Source organism: Ureibacillus sp. FSL K6-2830, from assembly GCF_038004145.1.
GTDB lineage: Bacteria > Bacillota > Bacilli > Bacillales_A > Planococcaceae > Ureibacillus > Ureibacillus thermosphaericus.
Genome location: NZ_JBBOQR010000001.1, coordinates 820,871 through 844,950 on the forward strand (window position 1 = coordinate 820,871; position 24,080 = coordinate 844,950).

19 protein-coding genes are annotated in these 24,080 nt (G+C 38.1%); 2 read left to right on the top strand and 17 right to left on the bottom strand.

The window, feature by feature from the left end:
- Positions 1–313: 313 nt before the first annotated feature.
- The 6 genes from NSU17_RS04115 to NSU17_RS04140 form a co-directional block, all read right to left on the bottom strand.
- The gene (locus NSU17_RS04115) at positions 314–1,585 is read right to left on the bottom strand and encodes an IS4 family transposase (RefSeq protein WP_340704345.1); all 1,272 of its coding nucleotides are present in this window, start codon (positions 1,583–1,585) and stop codon (positions 314–316) included.
- Between the two features lie 349 nt (positions 1,586–1,934).
- Positions 1,935–2,153 (bottom strand): nitrous oxide reductase accessory protein NosL, encoded by a 219-nt coding sequence (locus tag NSU17_RS04120; RefSeq protein WP_340704346.1) that lies wholly within the window; start codon positions 2,151–2,153, stop codon positions 1,935–1,937.
- Positions 2,154–2,174: 21 nt separating this feature from the next.
- Positions 2,175–2,390, bottom strand: coding sequence for a hypothetical protein (locus tag NSU17_RS04125; RefSeq protein WP_340704347.1), 216 nt, complete (start codon positions 2,388–2,390; stop codon positions 2,175–2,177).
- A 191-nt stretch (positions 2,391–2,581) separates the two neighbouring features.
- Positions 2,582–2,791 carry a hypothetical protein gene (locus NSU17_RS04130; RefSeq protein ID WP_340704348.1) on the bottom strand — a complete coding sequence of 70 codons (210 nt, stop codon included), beginning with the start codon at positions 2,789–2,791 and terminating at the stop codon, positions 2,582–2,584.
- 285 nt (positions 2,792–3,076) lie between these two features.
- Positions 3,077–3,385: a metal-sulfur cluster assembly factor gene (locus NSU17_RS04135; protein WP_340705477.1), complete on the bottom strand. Its 309-nt coding sequence runs from the start codon at positions 3,383–3,385 to the stop codon at positions 3,077–3,079.
- Between the two features lie 69 nt (positions 3,386–3,454).
- Complete coding sequence (locus NSU17_RS04140) at positions 3,455–4,231, bottom strand: prolyl oligopeptidase family serine peptidase (RefSeq protein WP_340704349.1); 777 nt, start codon at positions 4,229–4,231, stop codon at positions 3,455–3,457.
- Between the two features lie 124 nt (positions 4,232–4,355).
- On the opposite strand from NSU17_RS04140, the gene NSU17_RS04145 reads away from it, so the two are divergent.
- Both NSU17_RS04145 and NSU17_RS04150 read left to right on the top strand, forming a co-directional pair.
- A complete protein-coding gene (locus NSU17_RS04145; protein ID WP_340704350.1) occupies positions 4,356–5,165 on the top strand; it encodes a Cof-type HAD-IIB family hydrolase in 810 nt (269 codons plus the stop codon).
- 77 nt (positions 5,166–5,242) lie between these two features.
- Positions 5,243–6,100 carry a DegV family protein gene (locus tag NSU17_RS04150; protein ID WP_340704351.1) on the top strand — a complete coding sequence of 286 codons (858 nt, stop codon included), beginning with the start codon at positions 5,243–5,245 and terminating at the stop codon, positions 6,098–6,100.
- A gap of 109 nt (positions 6,101–6,209) precedes the next feature.
- Here NSU17_RS04150 and NSU17_RS04155 read toward each other — a convergent pair whose 3' ends face one another.
- From NSU17_RS04155 to addB, 11 genes are all read right to left on the bottom strand, one after another.
- Positions 6,210–7,958, bottom strand: coding sequence for an oligopeptide ABC transporter substrate-binding protein (locus NSU17_RS04155; RefSeq protein ID WP_340704352.1), 1,749 nt, complete (start codon positions 7,956–7,958; stop codon positions 6,210–6,212).
- A 69-nt stretch (positions 7,959–8,027) separates the two neighbouring features.
- Complete coding sequence (locus tag NSU17_RS04160) at positions 8,028–8,921, bottom strand: ABC transporter permease (protein WP_340704353.1); 894 nt, start codon at positions 8,919–8,921, stop codon at positions 8,028–8,030.
- A gap of 21 nt (positions 8,922–8,942) precedes the next feature.
- The gene (gene opp4B / locus NSU17_RS04165; RefSeq protein WP_340704354.1) at positions 8,943–9,905 is read right to left on the bottom strand and encodes an oligopeptide ABC transporter permease; all 963 of its coding nucleotides are present in this window, start codon (positions 9,903–9,905) and stop codon (positions 8,943–8,945) included.
- Positions 9,906–10,850, bottom strand: coding sequence for an ATP-binding cassette domain-containing protein (locus NSU17_RS04170; protein WP_340704355.1), 945 nt, complete (start codon positions 10,848–10,850; stop codon positions 9,906–9,908).
- Between the two features lie 21 nt (positions 10,851–10,871).
- Positions 10,872–11,864: an ABC transporter ATP-binding protein gene (locus tag NSU17_RS04175; RefSeq protein WP_340704356.1), complete on the bottom strand. Its 993-nt coding sequence runs from the start codon at positions 11,862–11,864 to the stop codon at positions 10,872–10,874.
- Between the two features lie 225 nt (positions 11,865–12,089).
- Positions 12,090–13,553, bottom strand: coding sequence for an alpha-amylase family glycosyl hydrolase (locus NSU17_RS04180; protein ID WP_340704357.1), 1,464 nt, complete (start codon positions 13,551–13,553; stop codon positions 12,090–12,092).
- A gap of 391 nt (positions 13,554–13,944) precedes the next feature.
- Positions 13,945–14,307 carry a DUF1516 family protein gene (locus tag NSU17_RS04185; RefSeq protein ID WP_340434547.1) on the bottom strand — a complete coding sequence of 121 codons (363 nt, stop codon included), beginning with the start codon at positions 14,305–14,307 and terminating at the stop codon, positions 13,945–13,947.
- 167 nt (positions 14,308–14,474) lie between these two features.
- The gene (locus NSU17_RS04190; RefSeq protein WP_340434545.1) at positions 14,475–15,383 is read right to left on the bottom strand and encodes a fumarylacetoacetate hydrolase family protein; all 909 of its coding nucleotides are present in this window, start codon (positions 15,381–15,383) and stop codon (positions 14,475–14,477) included.
- A gap of 89 nt (positions 15,384–15,472) precedes the next feature.
- Positions 15,473–16,645, bottom strand: a complete 1,173-nt coding sequence (locus NSU17_RS04195; protein WP_340704358.1) for a DUF418 domain-containing protein — start codon at positions 16,643–16,645, stop codon at positions 15,473–15,475.
- Between the two features lie 74 nt (positions 16,646–16,719).
- Entirely contained in the window at positions 16,720–20,445 is a 3,726-nt protein-coding gene (gene addA / locus NSU17_RS04200) for a helicase-exonuclease AddAB subunit AddA (RefSeq protein WP_340704359.1), read from the bottom strand.
- Positions 20,426–23,941: a helicase-exonuclease AddAB subunit AddB gene (gene addB / locus NSU17_RS04205; protein WP_340704360.1), complete on the bottom strand. Its 3,516-nt coding sequence runs from the start codon at positions 23,939–23,941 to the stop codon at positions 20,426–20,428. The genes addA and addB overlap by 20 nt, the downstream gene beginning before the upstream one ends.
- Positions 23,942–24,080: the final 139 nt, after the last annotated feature.

The window sequence follows — 24,080 nt, forward strand, 5'->3', positions numbered from 1 at the left end:
CTTTTACCTATTTTTGTGAATGTTAAATTAAAGATTAATTTTCAAATAAACTTCCATTAAATGTAATCTTAAGTTGATGACATTGGGCTCGAGCCCAATGTCAGAAACTTATACAACCAATAATTTACAGTTAGTAGGCAACCATCTAGCTGTCTACTTTTAAAAATACTATTCAACCTACAAAGTGTTGATAATTTTCTAAAATCGGCTAAAAAAGGCAATAGGATGCCCGGGGCTTAAATTTTTATTTTTTTAAGCCCCTAATTTATTTACATTTAATAAACAAATAGGTTATATTTATCCTATGTATTGTTTATAGACACCTTTTTTGGTTTAGGGGATACTTTGTTGAGGACAGACCATTCCTTCGTGGGTAGCTTCTCCCAGATCGAATAGGTGTCTTATTTCTTATAATCACTTTCATGATTTTTGTAAACATTCTCTCTCTTTTGATTGGACAATCTTCTAATAATAAGTGAACCATCCTATCTTTTAATTTTCCTATTAAGATATTTGTGTTTACTTGATAATCATGTTTTCGTCTTTTTTTCTTACTCTCCTCATTAATTGTTTCATTGGCATCATTTCTCAATAAACTGACCATATTCGATAAATATATTGATGCATAGAAATCTTGTTCAATTGCGATTTTCGAACTACCCGTGAAATTTTCTATTTCGATTTTATTTTTCACATCATTATATTCTGTTTCAATTCCCCAGCGTTTAAAATAAAGAGATTTAAACTCAGAGATACCAAACTCTTCCTCGGTTAAATTTGTGACAAGTATTTCTTCCGTGCCAGAATCCAGTGGGAATCTAACTACACGAGCAGTAATCACTTGTTTCCTATGTATTATATGAATGTTTTGATCAGCATCTTTCGCTTCGACAATTTCCTTTATCGTATTTTTTTGACATCGCATCACATATTTGATACCAAGGGCATCTAAATAGGCAATAAAATCTCTCGATGGATACCCTCGATCAAATAAAAAAAGATCATTTTTTAATCCAATTTGTACGAGTTCTTCAATCATATCCTTTGCACTATCTCGCTCAGCTACCTTATATGGATTGATTCTAGAAGTAATAATGATTCCATTCTCAAGATCGTAAATACAAGAGGCACTAGCTCTTGCATAACTTGTCTTATGATTTTTTCCATACCCAAAATAATTTCGAAGCTCCTCAGTATCAGGGATTTGGAGCACACTTCCATCGATTGCGCAAAGTCTAAATCCACGATAAGTTTTAAAGGAATTTTCTTCATAATACCAATTCACAATCGCTTTTGTAAGTTTTACAAAAGCGAGAGGAGAAATCTTTTTTCGTGCGGCTGAATAGCCTTGTTTGGAAATACTAATTTCTGATAAATTAAATTTGTCGAAAAAGTCGTCAAGTTCAATTTGGAGGCTCTTTTTAACAAAGTTTAAGCTAAATAGAATAGTATTTTTAAAATTTAACTTCTTTTCTTTTCGTGTAAAATACGTTTCTTTTGTCCGAGATTCAAGCATAAACATCACATCATTCAGCATCTTTCGAGTAATCTCAATTGCGCCTAAAAAAGTACTTTTCGTTTTCAAAAAAACCACCATCCTCGTTTTATTAACCAAAAATTGGTATCTAAAACGATTTTGGTGGTTTTTTATAAAATACAAGAGTCCTTTTACCTATTTTTGTGAATGTTAAATTAAAGATTAATTTTCAAATAAACTTCCATTAAATGTAATCTTAAGTTGATGACATTGGGCTCGAGCCTCCTCTGATTCAATCCTTCGCTCCTGCGGGGTCTCGAGAGGGCTCGTCGCAGGAAAGCTTTGAATTTACTTCCTTGAACTTGCTCCGCTTTGCGACTAAGCGTGCGCGACAGGAGCACTCGCCCCGTCACTCCAATCATTTGTTTCCATTCGAACAAAATGAATTTGCCCAGCATCAGAAATGGATTCCCCATTGAAAATCGTCCAATTGTTCAAAGGAATATACTTCGTCTTCACCATTCTCTTCCATGTATTGTTCCGCAGCAACTTTGGAAGGGAAGGCGAGCACACCATAATTCATCGGTGTCCAATAGTCTTTGGAATAAACATAGGTTGCATCTTCCACAGGAAGCCATTCGTTGCCCTTAGCACTTTTTATATAAGCGGCACCCACTTCCGATTCGTCGACATCTTTCTAAAATTCCACCAAACATCCCAAATCATCGAACACTTCATAATCACCGTTTTTAAAAATCAGTTCCGCCGCATAATCTTCATGGGCAATCCCTATGTTGCACACTTTGCAAATATCCGTTTCCACATTGATTTCTTTCGGCTCATAGGCTTTTTCCGAGCAGCCGACTAAAAACAAGCTCAATGATAAAATGAAAATAAACGTTTTCCATTTCATATTAGGACACTCCTTCTCCAAATAGCGATGCATCCGATTGTAAGAATCAATCCAATGATGAGCTGAGGCAAATGAAATTGAAAATGGAAGGCTTTGTCCCTTTCAAATTGGGTTGCCGGTGTTTCATCCACCAACAGCTGTTTGGCGGTTTTATTGGTTTGTTGATCGATTTGATTCAATAAAACCACATTTCACATTTCGGCAGTCGGTTCTTGAAGGCGTGCATCCGGTTTGGATACGGCAACTTTCTCATCTTCTTTATTTTGTTTGTCTTTGCTTACTTCCGTTTGTTTTGTGTCGTCATTTGCATTTTTTGAATCGCTACTTGCATCATCTGATTGTCCACAAGCAGCCAATGTGAACAAAGCGAGCAACATCATGAGTGTCAATAATTTCTTCATTCTGATAAGACTCCTTCCAACAGATTACTAGAATAAGTTATACGCTTATTACTTTACTAAGAAGTTGCGAAAAAAGATGAAAGTGTCTGTTAAAAAAATGAGAAATAAAATTGGCAATTTTGTTGCATGCCCGTTTTCATCCCAAACAAAAAGAGCGAACCGGAAAACTCAACGTTTTCCCAATTCGCTCTGCATTTACAATCAAACGAGGTGCCGGAAATGCCTTTTTCGTGCTTATATTTTAACCAAATTATATGATTCAATACATCCGTTTGATTACTGCAATCATCGGATTCCCAATGCCATTTTTGCGTAGCGGGACATCATATCTTTATTCCATGGCGGATTCCATACAATATTGACATCCACATCTTTAATTTCTGGAAGTTCGCTCAACACCGTTTTAATTTGATCCACAATAATTGGACCAAGCGGACAGCCCAATGAAGTCAGTGTCATGGTAATTTTGCAGACACCTTCATCATCCATATCCACATCATATACCAAACCGAGATTGACAATATCGATTCCCAATTCAGGGTCAATGACGTTTTCCAAAGCACCAAGAATACTTTCTTTCATATCCGCATCCATTGCCATCAGCCATCGCTCCTTTCAATCCGAAAATGATAACTGTTCTCAATCATCATACTATATTAAAAATTAAAATACAAAAGTTTCGTCTTCTGTCAAATGTTTAGCAAGGAAGTCGGTCACTTTCAGCATCCCTTCCCGATTCACTCTATGCCCCTGGTTTTCATCAATAATCAACTGCAAATGTTCCGGCTGTTGATAGTATGGACGGGCCTGTTCATAAAAATGTACCGCATTTTCCATAGGGACGGTCACATCTCTTTTTCCATGCCAGAATATCACAGGGCGATTGTTTAATCGTTCCGGCGTTTTTGATATATCATATTCAGAAAGAGCGGTATGTATCTGTTCGATTTGCTCATCGCTCAAAGGAAGCGGAATCCCCGCTTTTTCAAACTCCACCAGCTGATAATCCGCAAAGACGTTGTATCCCGGTGCACCCATGCAAATGCCGGCTGCATCAATCCAATCATATTTCTTCAAACAGCCGCATGTTGTAATTCCGCCCATGCTTGTTCCTGCAATACCCAATTTTTTCGGTTGGAAACGGGATCGAATTTCATTGTATAACTCCCCAACCTCATGTATAGAATTCAAAACGATGTTCCAAAATTGCAAATTCATTTTTTCTTCGGATAATCCCTCGCATCTGTCGCCATGCAATAGGGCATCCGGCAAAATCACGCGAACCCCTTTTTTCACTAGTTGATAGGCATAATGTAAGTTGTGTTCTTTCGCACTTGTAAATCCATGTAAAAAAATGAGAACGGGTGAACATTCATTCATTTCTTCATTATAAAAATGAATCAGCGGAATATCCTGCCATAATTCTTCATCTATTAACATTAACGCTTCACTCCTCAACAACTCTCTCTAATCAATTATGTTACCAAAAATTATAACTGGTGACAAAATTTTGACGAACTCCCATCGTCGCGATAAAATCGTAAAGACAGAAAGGGGATTTTCCATGAAACAACATCTAATTGTTTTGGACCTGGATGGCACTCTATTGACGGACAATCATACCATTTCGCCGAAAACCAAACAAACCTTGATGAAGGCGAAAGAAGCCGGCCATCTCATCATGATCGCCACAGGAAGACCATTCCGGGCGAGCAATATTTATTATCAGGAATTGGGATTAACCACTCCGATTGTCAATTTCAACGGAGCTTATATACACCATCCAAAAAATCCATCTTGGCAGGCCATCCACTCCCCCATCGATATGCGGGTGGTGCACGACGTCATTGATTCAGTGGATAAATACCCGTATGAAAACTTAATTGCCGAAGTCATTGATGATGTGTATATACATGTGGAAGCTCCGACAATGATGAACATTTTCAAAATGGGAGATCCCAAAGTGACCATCGGAAATTTGCGCGGCAACTTGAATGAAAATCCAACAAGTTTGCTCATCCACGCCAATGAAAACAACGTGCCTTTGATCCGCCGACATTTGCAGGAGGTGCATGCGGAACTCATTGAACATCGGCGTTGGGGAGCACCTTTCAATATTATCGAAGTGGTGCGGAAAGGATTAAATAAAGCGGTCGGCGTTTCCCTCATTGCAAAAGATTTGGGCATCCCAAGGGACCGCATCATCGCCTTTGGGGATGAAGACAACGACTTGGAAATGGTTGAATATGCCGGCATCGGGGTTGCAATGGGCAACGGCATCAACGAATTAAAAAGCATCGCCAACGAAGTGACTGGAACAAACAACGAAGATGGCATTGCAAATTTCTTATCAGAAAGATTAAAATTATCTTAACATGATTCCATCATGAGGCACCCTTACTTACCAATTTTTGAGAAGGGTATTTTATAAAGGATGGAAAGGAGAGTAAAATGATTCTATTCACAGATAGTGCAAGCGATTTGCCAAAAGCTTATTATGATGAGCATAATGTGGTCTTTTTCCCGCTGAGAGTCCACCTCAATGATACAGAATATGATGATGTCATCGGCATCGATCCAAAAGAAGTTTACGATGAAATGAGAAAAGGCGCTGCACCGAAAACTTCCCAAGTATCGCCTGAAATGTTCTACAATACCTTCGAAAAATACGCCCAAAGCGGTGAAGAAGTGGTTTATATCAGCTTTTCTTCCCAACTGTCCGGCACTTACAACACGGCTGTCATGATTGCCGAACAATTGCAGGAAAAGTATCCGGATTTCAAATTAAAAATCATTGATACGAAATGTGCTTCCCTTGGACAAGGCCTTGTTGTGAAAAAAGCCGTAGAATTGAGAGATGCTGGAGTCCCTTTCGATGAGCTCGTTGAAAAAGTGGAAAATTACGCAAAACATATGCAACATATTTTCACCGTGGAAAATCTGGATTACTTGGCAAGAGGCGGACGCATTTCAAAATCAAGCGCGTTTTTCGGCGGCTTATTGAGCATCAAGCCCATCCTGCATGTGGAGGACGGGAAGCTCATTCCCCTTGAAAAAATAAGGGGAAGAAAAAAAGCCCTTGCCCGGATGGTTGATATCATGGCTGAACGCGGCGGAGATTTTTCGGATAAAATCGTCGGAATCTCCCACGGGGATGATTTGGATACGGTGGAAGAAGTGAAAAAGTTGATTGAAGACAAGCTCCGTCCAAAAGGCTTTGATGTCACGATGGTGGGCGCTGTGATTGGTTCCCATTCCGGCCCTGGCACATTGGCGATCTTCTTTACGGATAAAGATTATCAAGAATAAATGTTTAAAGCACCTTCCCGGATTGACGAAGGTGCTTTTGATTTTGTGCTATATCCACAGTATTTGTGACAATGTCTTCTGATTTAGTGGACATAATGACCGTTGTCCATTATTTACTCTTGATCGGCTCTTTTGCCAATAATTCAATCTCATGCAGTTCAGTCGGATTTTCAAAATCGATGCTGTAATTTTTCACCCGCTTATTTACCGGAACAATCTCATAGCTAAATTGGAGTGGGATGACGGGAGCTTGTTCTGCCATATATTGCTGCCAAATCCGAAACTGTTCTGCACGATATGATTGATCAAACGCTTCTGGAGAGTCGATTTTTTGAATCGTTTCCTCTAAAAAGTCAGACGTAAAACGGCTAAAGTTAAAGGCATCGGATTTGCCGTACAATCCTGATGGCGAAGGATTTGTCCCCGTTCCCCATGCAGCCATAAAGACATGGATTTCCGGATCATCGGCCTCCACTTTATCGTAAAAAGCATTCACTTCAATCGATCTTCCTGTCGTTAAAGTGACATTTAATCCAACATCCCGCCAATTTTGTAAATAGTAAGCGGCAATTTCATCTTGAATGGTATCTCCTGCCATTGTTGCAAACTTGATTTCCAGCTTATTTCCCTTTGTGTCTTCCCGGAAGCCATCCCCGTCAATATCGATGTAACCTGCCTTGTCTAAAATCTTTTTTGCCTTTTCGGGATTATACGTATATCCTTTCAGCATAGCATCATGGTAAGTTTTAAACGCTGGAGGAATCAATGAATTGGCCCGTTGACGGAAATTGAAAAAGAGCACTTCGCAAACCGCTTCCACATCCAACGCATATCCCATCGCTTGTCTTAAAGCCTGATCTCCCACAGGTGTGGAATTTAAATCTGTCACCACTTCTCTCTTTTTCGGGTCCCATTTTCCCAGCTTAAATCCTAAATAGGAATAATATAATTCTGGCCGCCCTAAAATATCAATGTTGTTGAACTTCTGGATTTCCGGCCATTTTGTTGCAGTGAATCCCGACACAATATCATACTTTCCAGCCCCAATCGCAACAGATACTGAGCTGGATGGAACAACCTCCACAAAGACGCCGTCCAATTTCGGTTCGCCTTTCCAATAGTATGGATTTTTCACAAATTGCACAGATTCCCCAGGAACAATTTTATGAAACTGGAATGGTCCGAGTGTCACAGGATTTTTTCGAACGGCGTCGCTTTCAATTAACTTCTTCACAGGAATGCCTTTTAATTGATGACTTGGTGCCGCATACGTCCATAAACCGTCCCCACCGGAAAATATCGCAGGCGATAACTTTTTAAATCGGATTTCTAACGTACGCTCATTAATTTTTCGGATGCCGGAGATGGTTTTCGCTTTTCCTTCGTGGTATTCTTCCACCCCGATAATATTCTTGAATTCCGTATCATATCGGACGCCCGTATAATCAGGATGGGCAATAATTTCGTAAGGCAAAATCAAATCTTCTATTTTGAGTGGCTCACCATCGGACCACCGTACACCTTCACGAATCGTAATGGTCACTTTATTCTCTTCCTGATCCACTATCATGGATGCAATGCCCTCATCATTGATTAAAAAATCGCCATCCATTTCAAAAATGGCATTTGATGCATAGCTCATAATGGCAGCATCGTAGCGGTTTTCATAGAGTTCAGCCAAAAACACTCCTTGGAAAGGTTCATCTTTCACAATCCCTACTTTTAAAATACCTCCTTTGATTGGTGTTCCTTCATTTGTAACGGAAGTCGGCAATGTGACATTTTTTGAATAAACATTCGAATTCATTAGTGCTGTTATGATGATAATCGTGATGCAGAGTAATAATATGTTTCTCATGATGTCCTCCCTTGGTGCTGTTTTAGTTAATATTTATCAATAAATAAAACAATTCATTGACATCATCCATTATCCCAATCGCTGCTTCACATCCACCGATCTCCTTAAAGCTTGGCCGATATAATTGATGGCAAGCATCATGAATAAAATTAATAAAGATGCCGGAAGCCATACCCACCAATATTGTTGCAATACGGCTGGATTATTGGCATAGCTCACTAAGGTCCCTAATGAAGGGGTTGTGGGCGGCAAGCCAAATCCTAAATAGGAAAGACCAGTTTCAATGCCGACGTTGCCCGCAAAATTCAATGTTAACTCAACAATTAATAATGAACTTAAATTTGGCGCCACTTCCCTCCGAAGTATGACAAAATCGCTCGTTCCAAGTGTCTTCGATGCGCTCACATAATCCCTTTTGCTTTCTGATAATGCCTTTGAACGAACAAGCCGGGCTGTTCCCGTCCATAAAAAGAGGCTCATAATCAGAATGAAAGAGGTTACCGAATATTTTGGCACAAGGGTTACAAAGACAATGATAAATAACAATGAAGGAATCGTTACGAAAAAATCAATGATTCTCATGATGATATAATCCACCCAGCCGCCGAAATAACCACAAATGAGACCTACCACAATGCCTATAAAACCAGTGATAAGCGTGATAGCAAGAGCAATGGATACGGAGTTTCTGGCGCCAATGATTAGTTGTCCCAAAATATCTTTTCCGCCCTGATCTGCACCTAACCAGTACTTCTCTCCCGGCCGACTATAACGGTCGTACAAATTAATGCGCATCAACTGCTCTTGATCAATGAAGAAAGATGCTATAAAAACAAATAGAATGAACAAAACTAATAAAAAGAGCGAAACCAAGGCGATTTTATCCTTTTGGAATTCCCGAAAAGCAACACCTATTCCTCGTGGACGACCATTTTTTCGATATCGCTTCTTCTTACGTCTCATTTTTCCACCATCCCCTCCTCACTATTCAATTCGAATGCGAGGATCCACAATACTTAAAATAATGTCGGAAAGCAAACTGCCTAGCAATGTTAAAAAACCATACAGCATCACTAAAGCGCAAATGACGCTATAATCCCTTGAGGCAATGGAACTGACAAATAATTGTCCCATTCCTGGGTAGCCGAAAATCGTCTCAATAAATATAGATCCGCCAAGAAGTCCGGTAATGGTAAATCCTAAAAAAGCTGCAATCGGAATAAACGAATTTCGCAAAATGTGCTTCGTATAAATTTTCCTTAACGGCACGCCTTTGCTTCGGGCCGTTCGTACATAATCCATTGTTTTTGCATCGATGATTTCCGAACGCAAATATTGAATCACACCGGTCGTACCGAGAATGGCATACGTAATGGCTGGCAGTAGGATGTGATAAAAACGGTTCCATATGTACTGGATGGTTCCTGGTTCAACTTCGATATCTACGCTTCCGCTTGTTGGAAACCATTGCAATTTGTAGCCGAATATATATAAAAACAACAGAGAAAGTACAAACGTTGGAATGGCATAGGTGATGAAACTATAAAACACAATAAATTTATCTAGCCTTGACTGTTGGTATCGCCCCGCTAAAATCCCAAGAGGAATGGCTATTAGATACAATAAAATGACGCTGACAAAGGATAGCCAAAAGGTGTTCAACGCCCGTTCCCCAATGAGAGAAGTCACATCCCGCTGAAAAGTATAGCTCTTGCCGAAATCACCTTGCAGCGCATTTTTTACCCAGCGAACATATTGTATTGGTAAAGGGTCATTTAATCCCCATTCTTCCTTCAATTCTTCAATTCGTGCTGGGTCTGTTTCGGGTGTAATCATACCTGTAAATGGATCCCCCGGCATCATCTTTGCCATCACAAACACGATGATGCTTAAAGCAATCAGTTGTGGAACCATAAGAATGAGACGACGTACAATGGTTTTCCACATCTATACGACCTCCTTTACGCTCGAAGCCGAAACGTAATGGGTATCGGAAATCGGAATTAAATCATACACTCGTCCATTTTCATCAAAAGCTTTATGAATATGCTTTTCATACACTTTTTCAAACTCTTGTCGAGCCCATTTCCTTTTTTCCCTTCCCAAAGGAGTTGTCGCCGGAATGGAATTAAGCAATCGCTTCGTGTAAAGATGCTTTGGATTTTGGTAAATATCCTGCTTTGTACCGCATTCCACAAACCTTCCTTTATACATGATAAAAATATAGTCACACATATGCTTGACGACTCCTAAATCATGGGAGATAAACAAATAGGTTAATCCAAATTCCTTCTGCACATCTTTCATAAAATTGAGCACTTGTGCCTGTACAGATAAATCAAGAGCTGAAACCGGTTCATCAGCAATAATTAGCTTTGGATTCGTTGCAAGGGCTCTTGCGATATTGATGCGCTGCTTTTGTCCTCCTGAAAATTCATGTGGAAATTTTTCTTTTGAATCGCCCGGCATGCCAACTATCGCAAGAAGTTCATCAATTTTTTTCCTTTCTTCCCTAGGAGTTAAGTTCAAAAAATTTCGAATCGGTTCTGCAAGGATATCAGCAATCCGTTTTCTCGGATTTAAACTGGAATGGGAATCTTGAAAAATCATTTGCACTTCTCGATGAAAATGGGAGGTGCGAGATTTCCTCTCCTTCGTCACATCTTCCCCTTCAAAAAGGATTTTTCCCGACGTTATTTTCTCAAGGCCAATGATCACTTTTCCCGTTGTCGATTTCCCACATCCAGACTCTCCCACAAGCCCGTAAGTTTTCCCCTGTTCGAACTCCATATCTATACCATCTACCGCATACACCCAATCAACGATGGAGTTAAAAAATCCACCCCGAATCGGATAATGCACTTTTAAATCAATGATTTGCATGAAGCTCAAACTGCTTCCTCCTTCAATGATTTATGGAGCTTTTTCATGTTGAAAATTGAAATACTTCCAGCATATGCACTTCACAAAATGCCCTTTTGAAATTTCGTGGAATATCGGTTGTTCTTCATGAGCATCTTTTGGAATCCATGGAATGCGAGATGCAAATCTGCATCCTGTTCTTGGTAAGTGGGTTAACGATGGAACGATTCCTTCAATGGCGTTGAGGCGTTCATTTGTGGAGTGGAGTTGTGGCATCGAGTTAAATAATAATCGCGTATATGGATGCTTTGGACTGGCAAACAATTTTTGTACTGGTGCTTCTTCAATGATTTCTCCCGCATACATCACCATCACCCGATCGGCCATTTCTGCAACAACCCCTAAATCATGGGTGATCAATATGATGCCTGCTTCTGTTTCATTTTGCAATTCCTTCAATAAATCTAAAATTTGCGCCTGTATCGTCACATCTAGAGCCGTTGTCGGTTCATCAGCTATAATTATTTTCGGTTTACAAGAAATGGCTATTGCAATCATAACCCGTTGCCGCATTCCCCCGGATAATTGATGGGGAAATTGCCTAGCAACTTGTTCAGGTTTTGATATACCGACTTGTTTTAATAATTGTAATACCTTTTCTTCCCGTTCATCACGAGAATAGTCAGTATGATATGTTAACGCTTCTTCAATTTGATCACCAATTCGCATTAAAGGATTCAAGGCGGATAAAGGATCTTGAAAAATCATTGCTATTTCTGCACCGCGAATATGATTCATTTCCTCTTCTGAACATTCCAAGAGATTGCGTTCTCTAAAAAGGATTTTTCCCGTCACCCGCGCATTCTGTTCATGGTGGAGACCGATGATGGCTGTAGCAAGCGTACTCTTTCCACAGCCCGACTCCCCAACAATTGCAAGAATTTCGTTATTTTTTAATGTGAAGGAAACCCCATCCACTGCATCATAAAATGTATCATTTATTCGAAATCCAACATGTAGATTTTGAATGGCCAGTATGTCCATTTTGGGAGAGTCCCCTTTCTTGCAATTGACTTTAATGAAGTGTATGAATTGAAAAGAAGAAAATTAACCTAATTACATAAGAGTTAGGATCTTCTCAATGAATTTTCTACAAATGGGTTATTTTCAAAAATACCTATAATCTTCTCATCATTTTTCTTCGGCATCCTTGCTATTCAGTCATAAAAAAAACGAAATCAAAACTAGTTGATTTCGCTGAATTTTGAATTATCCTTGAGAACGTTTGCGTTTTCCTCGTTTAATTAAAGAAATGATAAAGACAATGAAAATTATATAAACGAAAGCCATCGCTAGAATATATGAAATATTGATACCTTGTTCATCAATCACTTGATAAATTTCAACAACTTCTCGGTCTTGGATAATTCTAAATATCCCGTCTTCACCTTCACGGAAAATTTCACTATTTAACATTCCACGAAGCTCTTTATTTTCTCCAACAAACTCTTTCGGAATTTCAATCTTTTCGCGCATTCCTGTGTTGTTGATGACAATAATCCAGTTTTCATCCTCAGAAGAACGCTGGAAAACAATTAATCCATTTTTATTTTGAATTAGATTGAAATCTCCTCTGCGTAGAGTTTCCGATTTATTACGCAACAATTGGATATCTTCAATATATTTTTTTAATTCTGTTTCCGTTTTAAAGTTATAAATTTGATGAGCTTCAGGTCCAGCTTTACCGTTCATGGCAATCTCGGATCCATATTGCATAACCGGTACGCCCGGAAGTAGCAAAGTTGTTGCCAATGCCATTTTTAATCGAGTTGGAGGATAAATTTCCGCTGTATATAGAAAACGATCTGTATTTACATTGTCAATCATAATTTGCGTAGGGATTTCCTCTTCTCCCTTTGCATAGGGTTCAAAATGTTTCAATAAATCGGATGTATCTTCATCAATATTTTTAAACGCATGGCTAAAAATTTGGCTTACTTCATCATAAAATTTCGCATCAAATCGAGCATTGCTTTCAGTATTTGAAATCACATAAATTTGTTCATTGACTGATTTAATTGCATCAATCATCTCATTTAAAAATTCTGTATCGGCAATATCGAGATTTGTTAAACGGATACCATCAACATCATATGTAGAAGCAAATTGGACAACAGCATCAATTAGCGCCTTTTGTACTTCTTCATTTTTTAAATCCCAGCGAAGTTTTCCGTTTGCTGTCCCTACAATCCAAGAAGCTTTTTTAGGATCTTTAGCCCATTCATGATTTTCACTTACATTTGTTAACGGAAAATCTACCATAATGGACATGCCATTTTGTTTCACAATTTGAATCAACTTTTTGAACTCTTCTTCTGTCCCAAAATTAGGTTCCAATTGATGGTAACTTGTCACCATTGAACCGTCATAAGATTCTGTTGCAAAGACGGAGCCGATGGAAACAATCGTAAATCCCAAATCTTTAATGTCAGAAAGTTTATCTATAATCCCTTGAAAATCCCCACCAGCGAATTTTGCTGGATTTTTTGGATCGGTTTTCGAAATATCGTCATTTTCATTCGTCGCATTAAAATAACGATCGACTAATAAATCGTATATACTCTCATCAGCAATTGAACGGGGTTTTTCAGCGCTTGCGATAGGCGTTGAGAAACTTGCAAATAATAATGTTGCCATTGCTGTCGTTCGAATCCATTTACTGAGTTTCAACATAATTCCTCTCCTTTAAACCAATCAACGACATTTTACCAAAAATATAGATACAACTCCTAATAAAACGTAAAAGTTTAATAAAATGCGCTTATTTTTTGTCTAAAGTGTGACAAAAAAATAAAGAACCCCTCATGGTTATTCGTTCTTTTTATCTTCGAGTCTAATGAATTTCTTCATTTCTATGATTACTCGTTTTTTGCAAAAATGTAAAAAGAATGAAAAGTATCATGAAAGCAATCACAAATACAAGCATAACGATTGGAATCATAGCGCATTTCCTTTCATTTTTCTCATATTGATTGAAATCATTTTAGAGTAAATGAGTAAGAATTTCTATCTACAAACTAAAAAAACGCAAAGTACAAAATATACTTTGCGCACGAACGAATGATTAAGCTAAGAAATTCATTCCCATTGGTAATTTAAAGCCAAAGAATAACGTTAAAAATAAGAATATTGCAAATAAAACCCAAAATATTGTTGTGGGTTTGTCTTTAGCTTTACGAACAAGAATCATCTCCATCATACCAATCACTAAAATACCTAAAAGAAATTTGATTCCATAATTCATGCCTTGACCGTAGTCCATTGCTTCAATAAATAAAGCTCCACCCGTAATGATAATAAGGATGTAAAATAAGCGTAATGCCATTTGCAATCCTTTATTTGGTTTAATGGCAGCAATTAAAAACAATATAATTCCAATAAACCACGTTGTAATGTGTAAATGCGTTGAACTTGTTAAAAAATCCATCTACTTCCCACCTCATCGTATATTTCATAGATTATCCTAACACGTGAATAGTTTCTATTCAAATATAATACTTCTTTTTATTTTGTATTTATTTTAATACAGTAAAAGAATCCGCAAGTCATCACAGTGAATGCAATCATTGCGGATTCAATTTCGTATCCATTTTTTTAATTTGATTCAAAACGATTTGTTAATGTACCAATGCCTTCAATCGATATCTTCACTTCATCTCCAGCTTTTATAAATTGTGGAGGATTCATTCCTTTCCCTACCCCGGCAGGAGTCCCTGTTAAAATAACGTCGCCAGGTTCTAGTGGAACATGGTGAGAAATAATCGAAACCAACCGATCTACTGGGAACATCATATCTCCTGTATTTCCATTTTGGCGAACTTCCCCATTCACTTTCGTTACAATCGTCAAGTTTTGGGGATTTGGAATCTCATCTTTCGTTACAATGTATGGCCCCATTGGGCAAGTAGCATCCAAACTTTTACCTAAAAAATATTGTTGGTGTCTCTGTTGAATATCACGGGCTGTGATATCATTAGCAATCGTATACCCAAAAATATAATCATAAGCTAATTTTTCAGGTATATCTTTTCCGAATTTGCCAATGACAACTGCCAACTCTCCTTCATAGTCAAGAGAGTCCGTTTTTCCTTCATGCACTGGTAAAACTTCGTGGTCTGCAGCAATCGTTGTCGGTGACTTTGTGAAAATGACTAAATCAGATGGAGCAGCTTCCACTCCCATTTCCTTTGCATGTTCATCATAATTTTTGGCTACACAAATAATATTTTTTGGAGTTCTTGGAATTGGCGATAACCATTCAATTTTGCTAAATGGTAATTTAAACTTTTCAACCTCTCCTGATTTTTCTGCTACTTCTACTAATCTTCTAATTTTTTCAACAAAATCATACCCTAATGCAATGCCTTCAATAATCGTCTGCGGGAACGATGGTAGCACTTGAAGCGTTTCTTGAATTGCTAACACATCCCAAACTGCTTCTTCTTTTTTTACTTTTGGACCAAACTTCACTTGATTATTGAATTTAAAGGATAAAATTTTCATTCGTAATAGCCCCTTTTCATTTTCACAAATTCTATTAAACTACGAAGCGTAGTATTAATAACATATTACATGAAAATCATTTATATTGCTTAATTTTCCGTAACGTTTTTTCCATAAGTGATGCGTTTTACAGCTTTTTCAAGCGGTCCTTGTTGATATTTCAAAAACCACAATTCAGATAAGGCTAACTGAACGACATAAATACCAATGGCGATGACAATTCCCATCATTACATCCACTTTTCCATATAACCCAAAACCGAAATTGTAAAATAATAAAGTGCAAATGATAGACTGCATGATATAGATAGTTAATGACATGCGTCCTACTTTAGCGATTGGGGTTAGTAGTTTTGTTGCAAATGGTATGAGACAAAGTACGACAATTAAAGATGCATACCCTACGGCTAACATGGGCCCTCCTATATAAACTCGGACATACTCTAATAAATAAGTCCGCGTTACATGAAAAGGCACACTTTTAATAAAAAGCCCTCCAGCAATACAAATAATCGTTAGTATAATCCACATCATTTTCAATTCTTTTGCCCGTTCAACTAAACGCCACTTAGCAGCAGCTGCTCCGATCATCATATATGGCAAAATCGTAAACAACGCGCTAATCCACATACCTGGAGCCATTTGAACCGCTAAATCATTTAAACGTTGGAAAAAGGCATCAGTCCAAGTTCCAATACCGTAAGCTGTAATCGCATTATTAATTGCAGTAATATCGACATGAGGAGTTTCAAACTCTGCATTTGCTATACCTGCAAGGGCATATAAGGAGAGGATGAAGAAATGCAATAGACCATTCATTGCTAAAGCAACGGTTAGCAACCATCCACTCTTTAATTTCAAACATAAAATTAAGAAAAATCCGCAAAAAGCATACATCGTAAGGATGTCTCCCCACCAAATAAGAAACGCATGCAACAATCCAATTATGAATAACACAACGAGACGTTTTGTTGCGAAAGGATAAAATCTCGTACCGGTTTGTTCAGCTTTGATCCACTGCATCGCTAAACCATAACCAAACAACATCGAAAATAAAGGATAAAAACTGCTTTGTACATAGATATCTAATGTTTGATATAACATTACATCCTGATAATCCGTAAACCAGCTATGCAAATCAAGAATGTGGGGAAGCGGCAGGGAAAAGGCAAAGATGTTCACTATTAGAATGCCAAGCAAACTAAATCCCCGCATAATATCAAGGGTATGAATTCTTTCATTCAAAGACGTTGGTTGAAACACTACATTCGACCTCCTAAATACAATTAAACTATCATTTTCATGCAATTCTTACAAGAAGAAACGTCGAATGTTTATTACACCAAAGCTTCCAACTGTATTTCCTTCCCTGCCTCAAATAAGTAAAGTACCTTTTCATCTACCTTGATTTGTAAAATCTTTTCCACCGCTTCCGCATAAAGGCGGATTTGCACACTATAACGCTTCGACATTTCAACTATTAACGCTTCCTCTTCTTCAAAAAACGGTAATATTTTATCCGTTTTGTAATCGAGCAACACCCATTTTCCGTCATAATCTTGCATTAAGCAATCGACAATCCCTTGGATCATTTGAGAGTCGCCTTCCTCATCGGACACACTTAATGTAAACGGTACTTCTCGATACAATTTTTTCGCGTTGCTAAATCGTTTTCCGATTGGCGTAGCAAAAAAGTGCAATAGTTGTTCAATTTGGATAGCTTTCATCTCTTCTTCTGTAATTAATTGTTTTTCAACTAACGTTTCAAGGAACCGTTGTGCTTCTTCCGTATTGATAAACCCTTGTTGCGGTACATGTTGCATCACGGTATGCATCGCTGTACCAATCTCTGTCGCAGTTAATTGTTTTTCTTGCATAAAAATTGGCCGCTTGACGAATGATTTTTTGCGATTTTTATAATAAATTCCAAAGTACTCACTCTCATCTTCTTGCTGCAAGTTTTCAATGCGCTTCATTTCGGATACACTCGTTTTAGATTTTTTCTTAGTTGCTCTTTCAAATGGATAAATATGAGTAAATCGACGTTCCAATTCTTGCAATAAACTGTCATCCACTTCTTTCTTTGCAAGTTCGTTTTCCGTTTCTTCCATTTTCTCCTGTTTTTTCATGAATGAATCATTGGATATGACGCTTACTTGCCAAGTGGATGGATGTTGTATCGGCGTATAGTCTGTATCACTAAAATCTTTAAACGATGCATGTCGACTAATTGCTGGACCAATCCAGTCAAGATAATTTCGAGCTCGAGCCCTTACATAATCCGGCAACATTTCATCTTGAGCCAAACTTTGAACTTCACACCAATTTTGCTTCGTTTTCTCCCAATCTTTCACAGAGCCGACGAGAACGAGCTTTTCTTTTGCGCGGGTCATCGCCACATATAAAATGCGCATTTCTTCCGCTTTCATTTCTAACTTTTTCTTTTCCTTCATCGCTAAAAATGGCAATGAAGTATACATAATTCGATTGTCTGGGTCTATCGCTTTAACAGCTAAACCGTACTCTTGATCAAATAAATATGGTTGATTGAAATCCATTAGATTAAAATTACTACCTAATCCAGCTACAAATACAACGGGATACTCAAGCCCTTTCGAAGAGTGAATCGTTACTAAACGAACAACATCATCCTTCTCTCCAATCGATTTTGCAATTCCTAAATCATCCCCGCGGGATTTCATGCGATCGATGAATCGTAAAAAGCGGAATAATCCCCTGAAAGAAGATTTTTCAAAACTTAATGCTCGGTCATGCAGCGCTCGTAAATTAGCTTGACGCTGTTTACCGTTCGACATCGCGCCTACCATTTCATAATAATTTGTATCTAAATAAATTTGCCAAATTAGATCAGATAGACTGCCTCTGCGTGCTAAATCTCGCCAATTATCCAATTGTTTTAAAAACTTTTCAAGCTTTGCTTGTGTGCCTATTTCAAGGCCTGAATGCTCTTTTTCAACAAATATTTTTACAGCTTCATAGAAGGATGCTTGCTTTTCAGTTAAACGAATGAGTGCCATTTCATTTTCCGTTAAGCCGACAAATGGAGCTCTTAATACAGAAGCGAGCGGGATATCCTGGTACGGATTATCAATGACTTTTAATAAATTAATCATGATCATCACTTCAAGCGCTTCAAAATATCCTTTGGAACTTTCGGCATATAGAGGAATATTTGCAGCTTTAAATTCTTCAATAATATCGTTCGACCAGGTCATTGATCGCATGAGAATGACGATATCGCTATAACGCATTGGGCGCATTCGCTTCCCTGGGTCTTTTTGCTTCGTATCGTACACTGTTGCACCAGCATCCATCATTTCTCGAATGCGTTGGATAATGTAACGAGCTTCTTGTTGAGATTTTTTCATTTCCTCTTGGATTATTAAATCAATATCCTCTTTTTCATTATCAGTAGAAGTATCTGGCTGTTCTTCATAAATGATTGCTAATTCCACTGGAACTTCGACATCATCATATGGTGCGCTTGGTTTTAAAGCTGCTTTCTCATCATATTTAATTTCTCCTACCTTCTCACCCATCACTTGCTCGAATATATAGTTCGTTCCGTATAGAACTTCCTTTCGACTGCGGAAATTGGCATTTAAATCGATTTTCAAACCGCTCGATTTCGGCTCTTCCTCAAATGTTAAATACTTATTTAAAAAGAGCATTGGTTCAGCCAATCGGAAGCGATAAATGGACTGCTTTACGTCCCCTACCATAAATAAGTTGCCGTTACTCTCATCGCCGCTTTTAACTAATTGCAAAATCGTTTCCTGCAGCATGTTTGTATCTTGATATTCATCGACAAGCACTTCTTTAAAGCGCTGTTGGAATTCGATTGCTACAGGAGATGGTTTTATTTTTCCATCCTCTTCTATCGTTAATATTTCAAGGGCATAATGCTCTAAATCTGAAAAATCTACAATCGCTTTTTCTAATTTTGCTTGTTTAAACTTTTCATCGAATTGAAGTGTTAATTTTACCAATGTTTCAATTGTCGGAGCCATGAGCCGAATTTCTTCAATGAGCCGCTCTGGTTTTCTAGCAAAATACGTATCTTGAATTTTTTTTACGATGTCTTTTGCTTTATTTCGCTTATCTTGCGCTTTCTTTTTTAATTCTTCATCGCAAGAATCTTTCGCCACCCTTGCTAAAGTTGACCATTTTAATGTAGAAAAGAATTCGTATGCTTCTTGCCAAGAAGAGCGAATGCGACGAGATGCCTCTTGAATGAGCGCTAAATCCAATTCCACCGTTTCTCCGTATGGAGCCGGACCATCTGGCATTAAAGCATATTTACGAACCGTTAAAAGGTGAGACCTTGCTTCCTCCAATTGAAACTCTATAGCACTTTTCAAATGCTCAATAAAAGGTAAATCATCTACCGTCACATCATTCGGAATCTGATATTGTTCCACTAGAGAATGAAGCCATTTTTTTGGCTCGGGATGTACTCGAGCAGTATCGTATAATTGATCAATCAAAACTTCGATATCTTGGTCATCTCGATCGGACGTAAAACTATCCACTAACCGATAAATACGGTTAACTTCGTTTTCATCTTCAGCACTATAGGCTTCCTCTAGCACATCTTTTAACACATCATCCCTGAGTAAAGAAATTTCTCCTTCACTGGCAATGCGGAATCCCGGGTCAATATCGAGTAAATAAGCATATTGCCGAACAATAGATAAACAAAAAGAGTGCAGTGTAGAAATTTGCGCTTTGTTGACAAGGCTCAACTGCTTTCGTAAATGAGCATTATGGGGGTCTTTCGCAATTTCCTTCTCAAGAGCATCCGCTAAGCGGTGGCGCATTTCCGCAGCTGAAGCATTGGTAAAGGTAACGACAAGGAGTTCATCCACATCAATCGGGTTTTCTTTTGCAATGACCTTTTCGATCATCCGATTAACGAGCACCGCCGTTTTTCCTGAACCTGCAGCAGCGGAAACAAGAATATCATGTCCCGTTGCCCAAATGGCTTTCCATTGTTCATCGGTCCATGTAGCGTCTTTCGGCTTAGTTGGAATTGAGTTCATCGTCATTCAACTCCTTTCGAATTTTTTCTACGACATTTGGCATTTTATCTGCCTGCAACAGTTGATATTCACCGTCTGTCGGGTCAAATTGGCATACCGACTTAAATTCGCAATAATCACAAGCAGTTCGATCTTTTAACTTAAATGGTCGAATTGAAGTATCACCACTTAAAATGGAATCCCCTGCTTCCCTATGTTTTTTGCGCACAAATAATCGCAACTCTTCCATCGCTTCAGGCGGCACAACTTTCGAAGTTTTGGAAAATTCCTGTTTTTTCGTTATCGACACCGGAATAATAATCGACTTGCCATCCTCTTCTAAACGCTCGTCCATCGCAATCACAGCCTCTTGATTTTCGGATAACAACCCTTTCATTTTGTACATTTTTAATCGTTCTTCTTCGATTTGTAATTCATTTAACTCCTGCTCAATTTTTAACAAAGGATTTTGCACATGGACGTATAGGACACCCGCTGGCATTGCCGGTTCTTTTAGTAAAATCAATGAATTTTCAACGGCTACATCTAAATACGTTAATAATTGCAATGATAAGCCGTAATACACTTCATTTAAATCTAAATCTCTGCCAGAAGATTTATAATCGATGACACGCAAGTAGGATGTTCCACCAACTTTTGCATGGTCTATTCGGTCAATTCGCCCTCTCAATTTCATTTTTCGGCCGCCGTTTAATGCTATTTCTAAAGGCGGTAATTGTTCATTTTTGCTAGGGCCGAAAGACGCTTCCACAGCTATTGGCTTAAAGGTTGAATTCTTTGCATGCTGTGATAGGGCAATCATCGTTTTTTCAACGATATGCATCAATTTCCGTTGAATATAGCGATAGCGTGAACTGCTTAACAAGATTTGGTGTGAAAAAGCCGGTACAATCTGTTTTACAGCTTCTCGTGCAAGATGGGCACATTGTTCTTTCGTTAATTTATTCCATGGCAAATTCAATCGGCTTGTCTCCTTCGAAATCCACTTTAAAGCTTCATGGAACAAATCCCCCATCTCAAATGTTTCTAAACGGAACTCCGGACGTTGTTGCAAGCGAAGACCATAGGATGCAAAATGGGCAAATGGACAACTAAAATACTTTTCAATTCGTGAAACGCTGGAGGTGAAGTCATCCCCATATAATGCTTCCGTCAAATCTTGAGCCAATTTTTCTGAAACATTTTTTTCTTTCAACGGTTTCATTACAACTTCAAGTACTGGTTTCCATTCATCACTTTGTTCATAAAACGTTTTTAGCGCTCTCCATTCTGATGCAAGCTCCATTGATTCAGCTTGTTTCAATTGAGTCATTAAGTAAGCTAACGATGTTCTCGGATGTCGTAAGTAAGAAAGCACTTTTTCTTTATTCCATTCTTCAATCGGGTCAATAAAAATTCTTTCATGAGGCAATGTGTATTGTCCGTTTACTTCAAATAAGTTGAGCAACCGTTGTACATAAAGAGATGGTAATAAAGCTTTACTCTCCTCATCACTGCTGGAATATGTGACATATAAACGGTCTGTAGGGGAAGAAAAAGCACGATAAATATAAAAGTTTTCTTCCATGAGTCGATGCTTGGATGATGGGTACAATTCCACATCAATTCCTGAAAACCATTCCCTGTCCATATCGTTTATGAATCCTTCATAGTCAATACGCATTGGATATACTCCGTCATTCACGCCAATGACGAAAACAACTTTCATATTGTCAAAACGGGAAAACTCCACAGTTGCAACAGTCACTTCGTCAACAGCTGGAGGAATTTTTGAAAATTTCAGCGTGTCAAATCCCTCATCCAAGATTTTAGCGGCTTCTTCAATCGTTAAGGACTGGTCTCCAAACATGATAGCGAATTGTTCAAGTACGTTTACCCACTGGTTCCATGCCTGATCATGTTCCATCGCTTCTTCCAGTTTGCCTTCTTCCAGTTCTTGATCTTTTAACGCTTGAAGCTTTTCATAGATTTGCAATTCTTCAACGGTTGTAAATAGAGCCGTTGCGATTTCTTGTCCATTACGAGCCTTCTTTAATTGTTTTTCAAATTTTAATAAAGGTTCTCGAATGTAACCCTTCATTTCATTGATAATCGCTTGTATCTTTTTTTCTTCATCGGTTTGTTTCGTTGTCACAAACTCTAAACCTCGATATTTTTTATACATCCAACGGTCGTCTTGCATCCATCGGTCTCCATAAATTCCTTGAGCAATGACGAAGTTTTCAAATACATCCGCTTTCTCTCTTAATTCTTTTACATTAGAGTTTAATGGGAAAAATAAATCTGTTTTTACACTACGGAAAATCGGTTCATATTTCCAATGAGACGTAATCACTTCTAAAATAGAGCGGCTAAATTCAATTAACGGATGATGCAACATCGATTTTTTCTCATTGGTAAAAACAGGAATATCATATTGTGCAAATATTGTCGAAATTAGCGGATCATACACATCTGCTTGTCGATACATAATCCCGATATCACGATAACGAATACTTTCTTCTTGCACTAATCGTTTTATTTCCCGGGCAATGCCATGAACTTCAGCACGCCGATTTGCTCCTTCAATAATCTTGATAAAACCTTCTGCTTCGATTTTTTTTGGAGTTAGCTGATAAAATTGCTGTTCCACATGAAATAAATCTCGATTTTTATAGCGGTGAGTTGTTTCCAAATGAATTCTAGGTTCAATTTCGATACCTAATTTTGTCGTTTCTTGTTTTAATTTGTCGTATGTGAGAGCAGCACGATAAAACACTGCTTGTTCATTGTGTTTATCTTGTTCATCTTCAAAAGGAAGAACAATGGTAACTCTTTTCGTTAAAGATAAAAGCTGCTTGACAATTTCAAACTCACGCACTGTAAATGATGTAAATCCATCGATATATACATGAGTGTCTTTCAATTTTTCAGAGTATTTCATTTGCTGGATAAGGAAGGGATATAGTCCATCTCCTTCTACATATCGATCCCCTAAAATTTCTTCTAATTTTTGTATGATGATTTGTAAGTCTTTAGATTTCGCAATTAGTGTATGAGGAGCTTGGGCTTGTTCAAATTTTTCAATTGCTTCTTTTAATGCGATACTATCGATATTAAACTGATTAAATTCCTTCATTATCTTCTCAATTTCTTCGGTAAATCCTCGCTTATCAGCAGCTTGTCGGAATAAAGTAAAATGGTCTTTATTTTCTTCCAACAATCTTCTAAGGAGCATTCGATATCCAATTTTATCAACTTTATCTTTTGCGATGCCTCCCGTTTCTTGTAATACGTGCCAGGATAATCGCTTAAAAGTCATTACTTGCGCACGAATCAACCCTTGAATATCATAGTGATTCGTTAGCTGGTATTCCGTAGAAAAAGACATTTGGTCTGGCACAATTAAAAAAATCGGTGGGCCAAAGGGATTAGATTTTACCTCTTCCACAATTTCTCGATGAATGAGGGCTGTTTTCCCTGTCCCAGCTCGTCCGCTAATAATTCGTAATGACATGTTGCTCCTCCTTCAATTTCCTCTTGCTTTATTGAAAAATAGTATTTTATTTATTATAGTACATTTTCTAATAGATTCGATAAAATGCACCAATGAAAAACGGGGCTGTCCACTTTTCATACGCCCCCTTTTCAATCAC

Coding starts and splice junctions, on each gene's coding strand:
- NSU17_RS04145 (WP_340704350.1), top strand. CDS start 4,356: ATGAAACAACATCTAATTGTTTTGGACCTGGATGGCACTCTATTGACG.
- NSU17_RS04130 (WP_340704348.1), bottom strand. CDS start 2,791: ATGAAGAAATTATTGACACTCATGATGTTGCTCGCTTTGTTCACATTG.
- NSU17_RS04185 (WP_340434547.1), bottom strand. CDS start 14,307: ATGGATTTTTTAACAAGTTCAACGCATTTACACATTACAACGTGGTTT.
- NSU17_RS04125 (WP_340704347.1), bottom strand. CDS start 2,390: ATGAAATGGAAAACGTTTATTTTCATTTTATCATTGAGCTTGTTTTTA.
- opp4B (WP_340704354.1), bottom strand. CDS start 9,905: ATGTGGAAAACCATTGTACGTCGTCTCATTCTTATGGTTCCACAACTG.
- NSU17_RS04140 (WP_340704349.1), bottom strand. CDS start 4,231: ATGTTAATAGATGAAGAATTATGGCAGGATATTCCGCTGATTCATTTT.
- NSU17_RS04150 (WP_340704351.1), top strand. CDS start 5,243: ATGATTCTATTCACAGATAGTGCAAGCGATTTGCCAAAAGCTTATTAT.
- addB (WP_340704360.1), bottom strand. CDS start 23,941: ATGTCATTACGAATTATTAGCGGACGAGCTGGGACAGGGAAAACAGCC.
- NSU17_RS04135 (WP_340705477.1), bottom strand. CDS start 3,385: ATGGATGCGGATATGAAAGAAAGTATTCTTGGTGCTTTGGAAAACGTC.
- NSU17_RS04155 (WP_340704352.1), bottom strand. CDS start 7,958: ATGAGAAACATATTATTACTCTGCATCACGATTATCATCATAACAGCA.
- NSU17_RS04190 (WP_340434545.1), bottom strand. CDS start 15,383: ATGAAAATTTTATCCTTTAAATTCAATAATCAAGTGAAGTTTGGTCCA.
- NSU17_RS04160 (WP_340704353.1), bottom strand. CDS start 8,921: ATGAGACGTAAGAAGAAGCGATATCGAAAAAATGGTCGTCCACGAGGA.
- NSU17_RS04180 (WP_340704357.1), bottom strand. CDS start 13,553: ATGTTGAAACTCAGTAAATGGATTCGAACGACAGCAATGGCAACATTA.
- addA (WP_340704359.1), bottom strand. CDS start 20,445: ATGAACTCAATTCCAACTAAGCCGAAAGACGCTACATGGACCGATGAA.
- NSU17_RS04175 (WP_340704356.1), bottom strand. CDS start 11,864: ATGGACATACTGGCCATTCAAAATCTACATGTTGGATTTCGAATAAAT.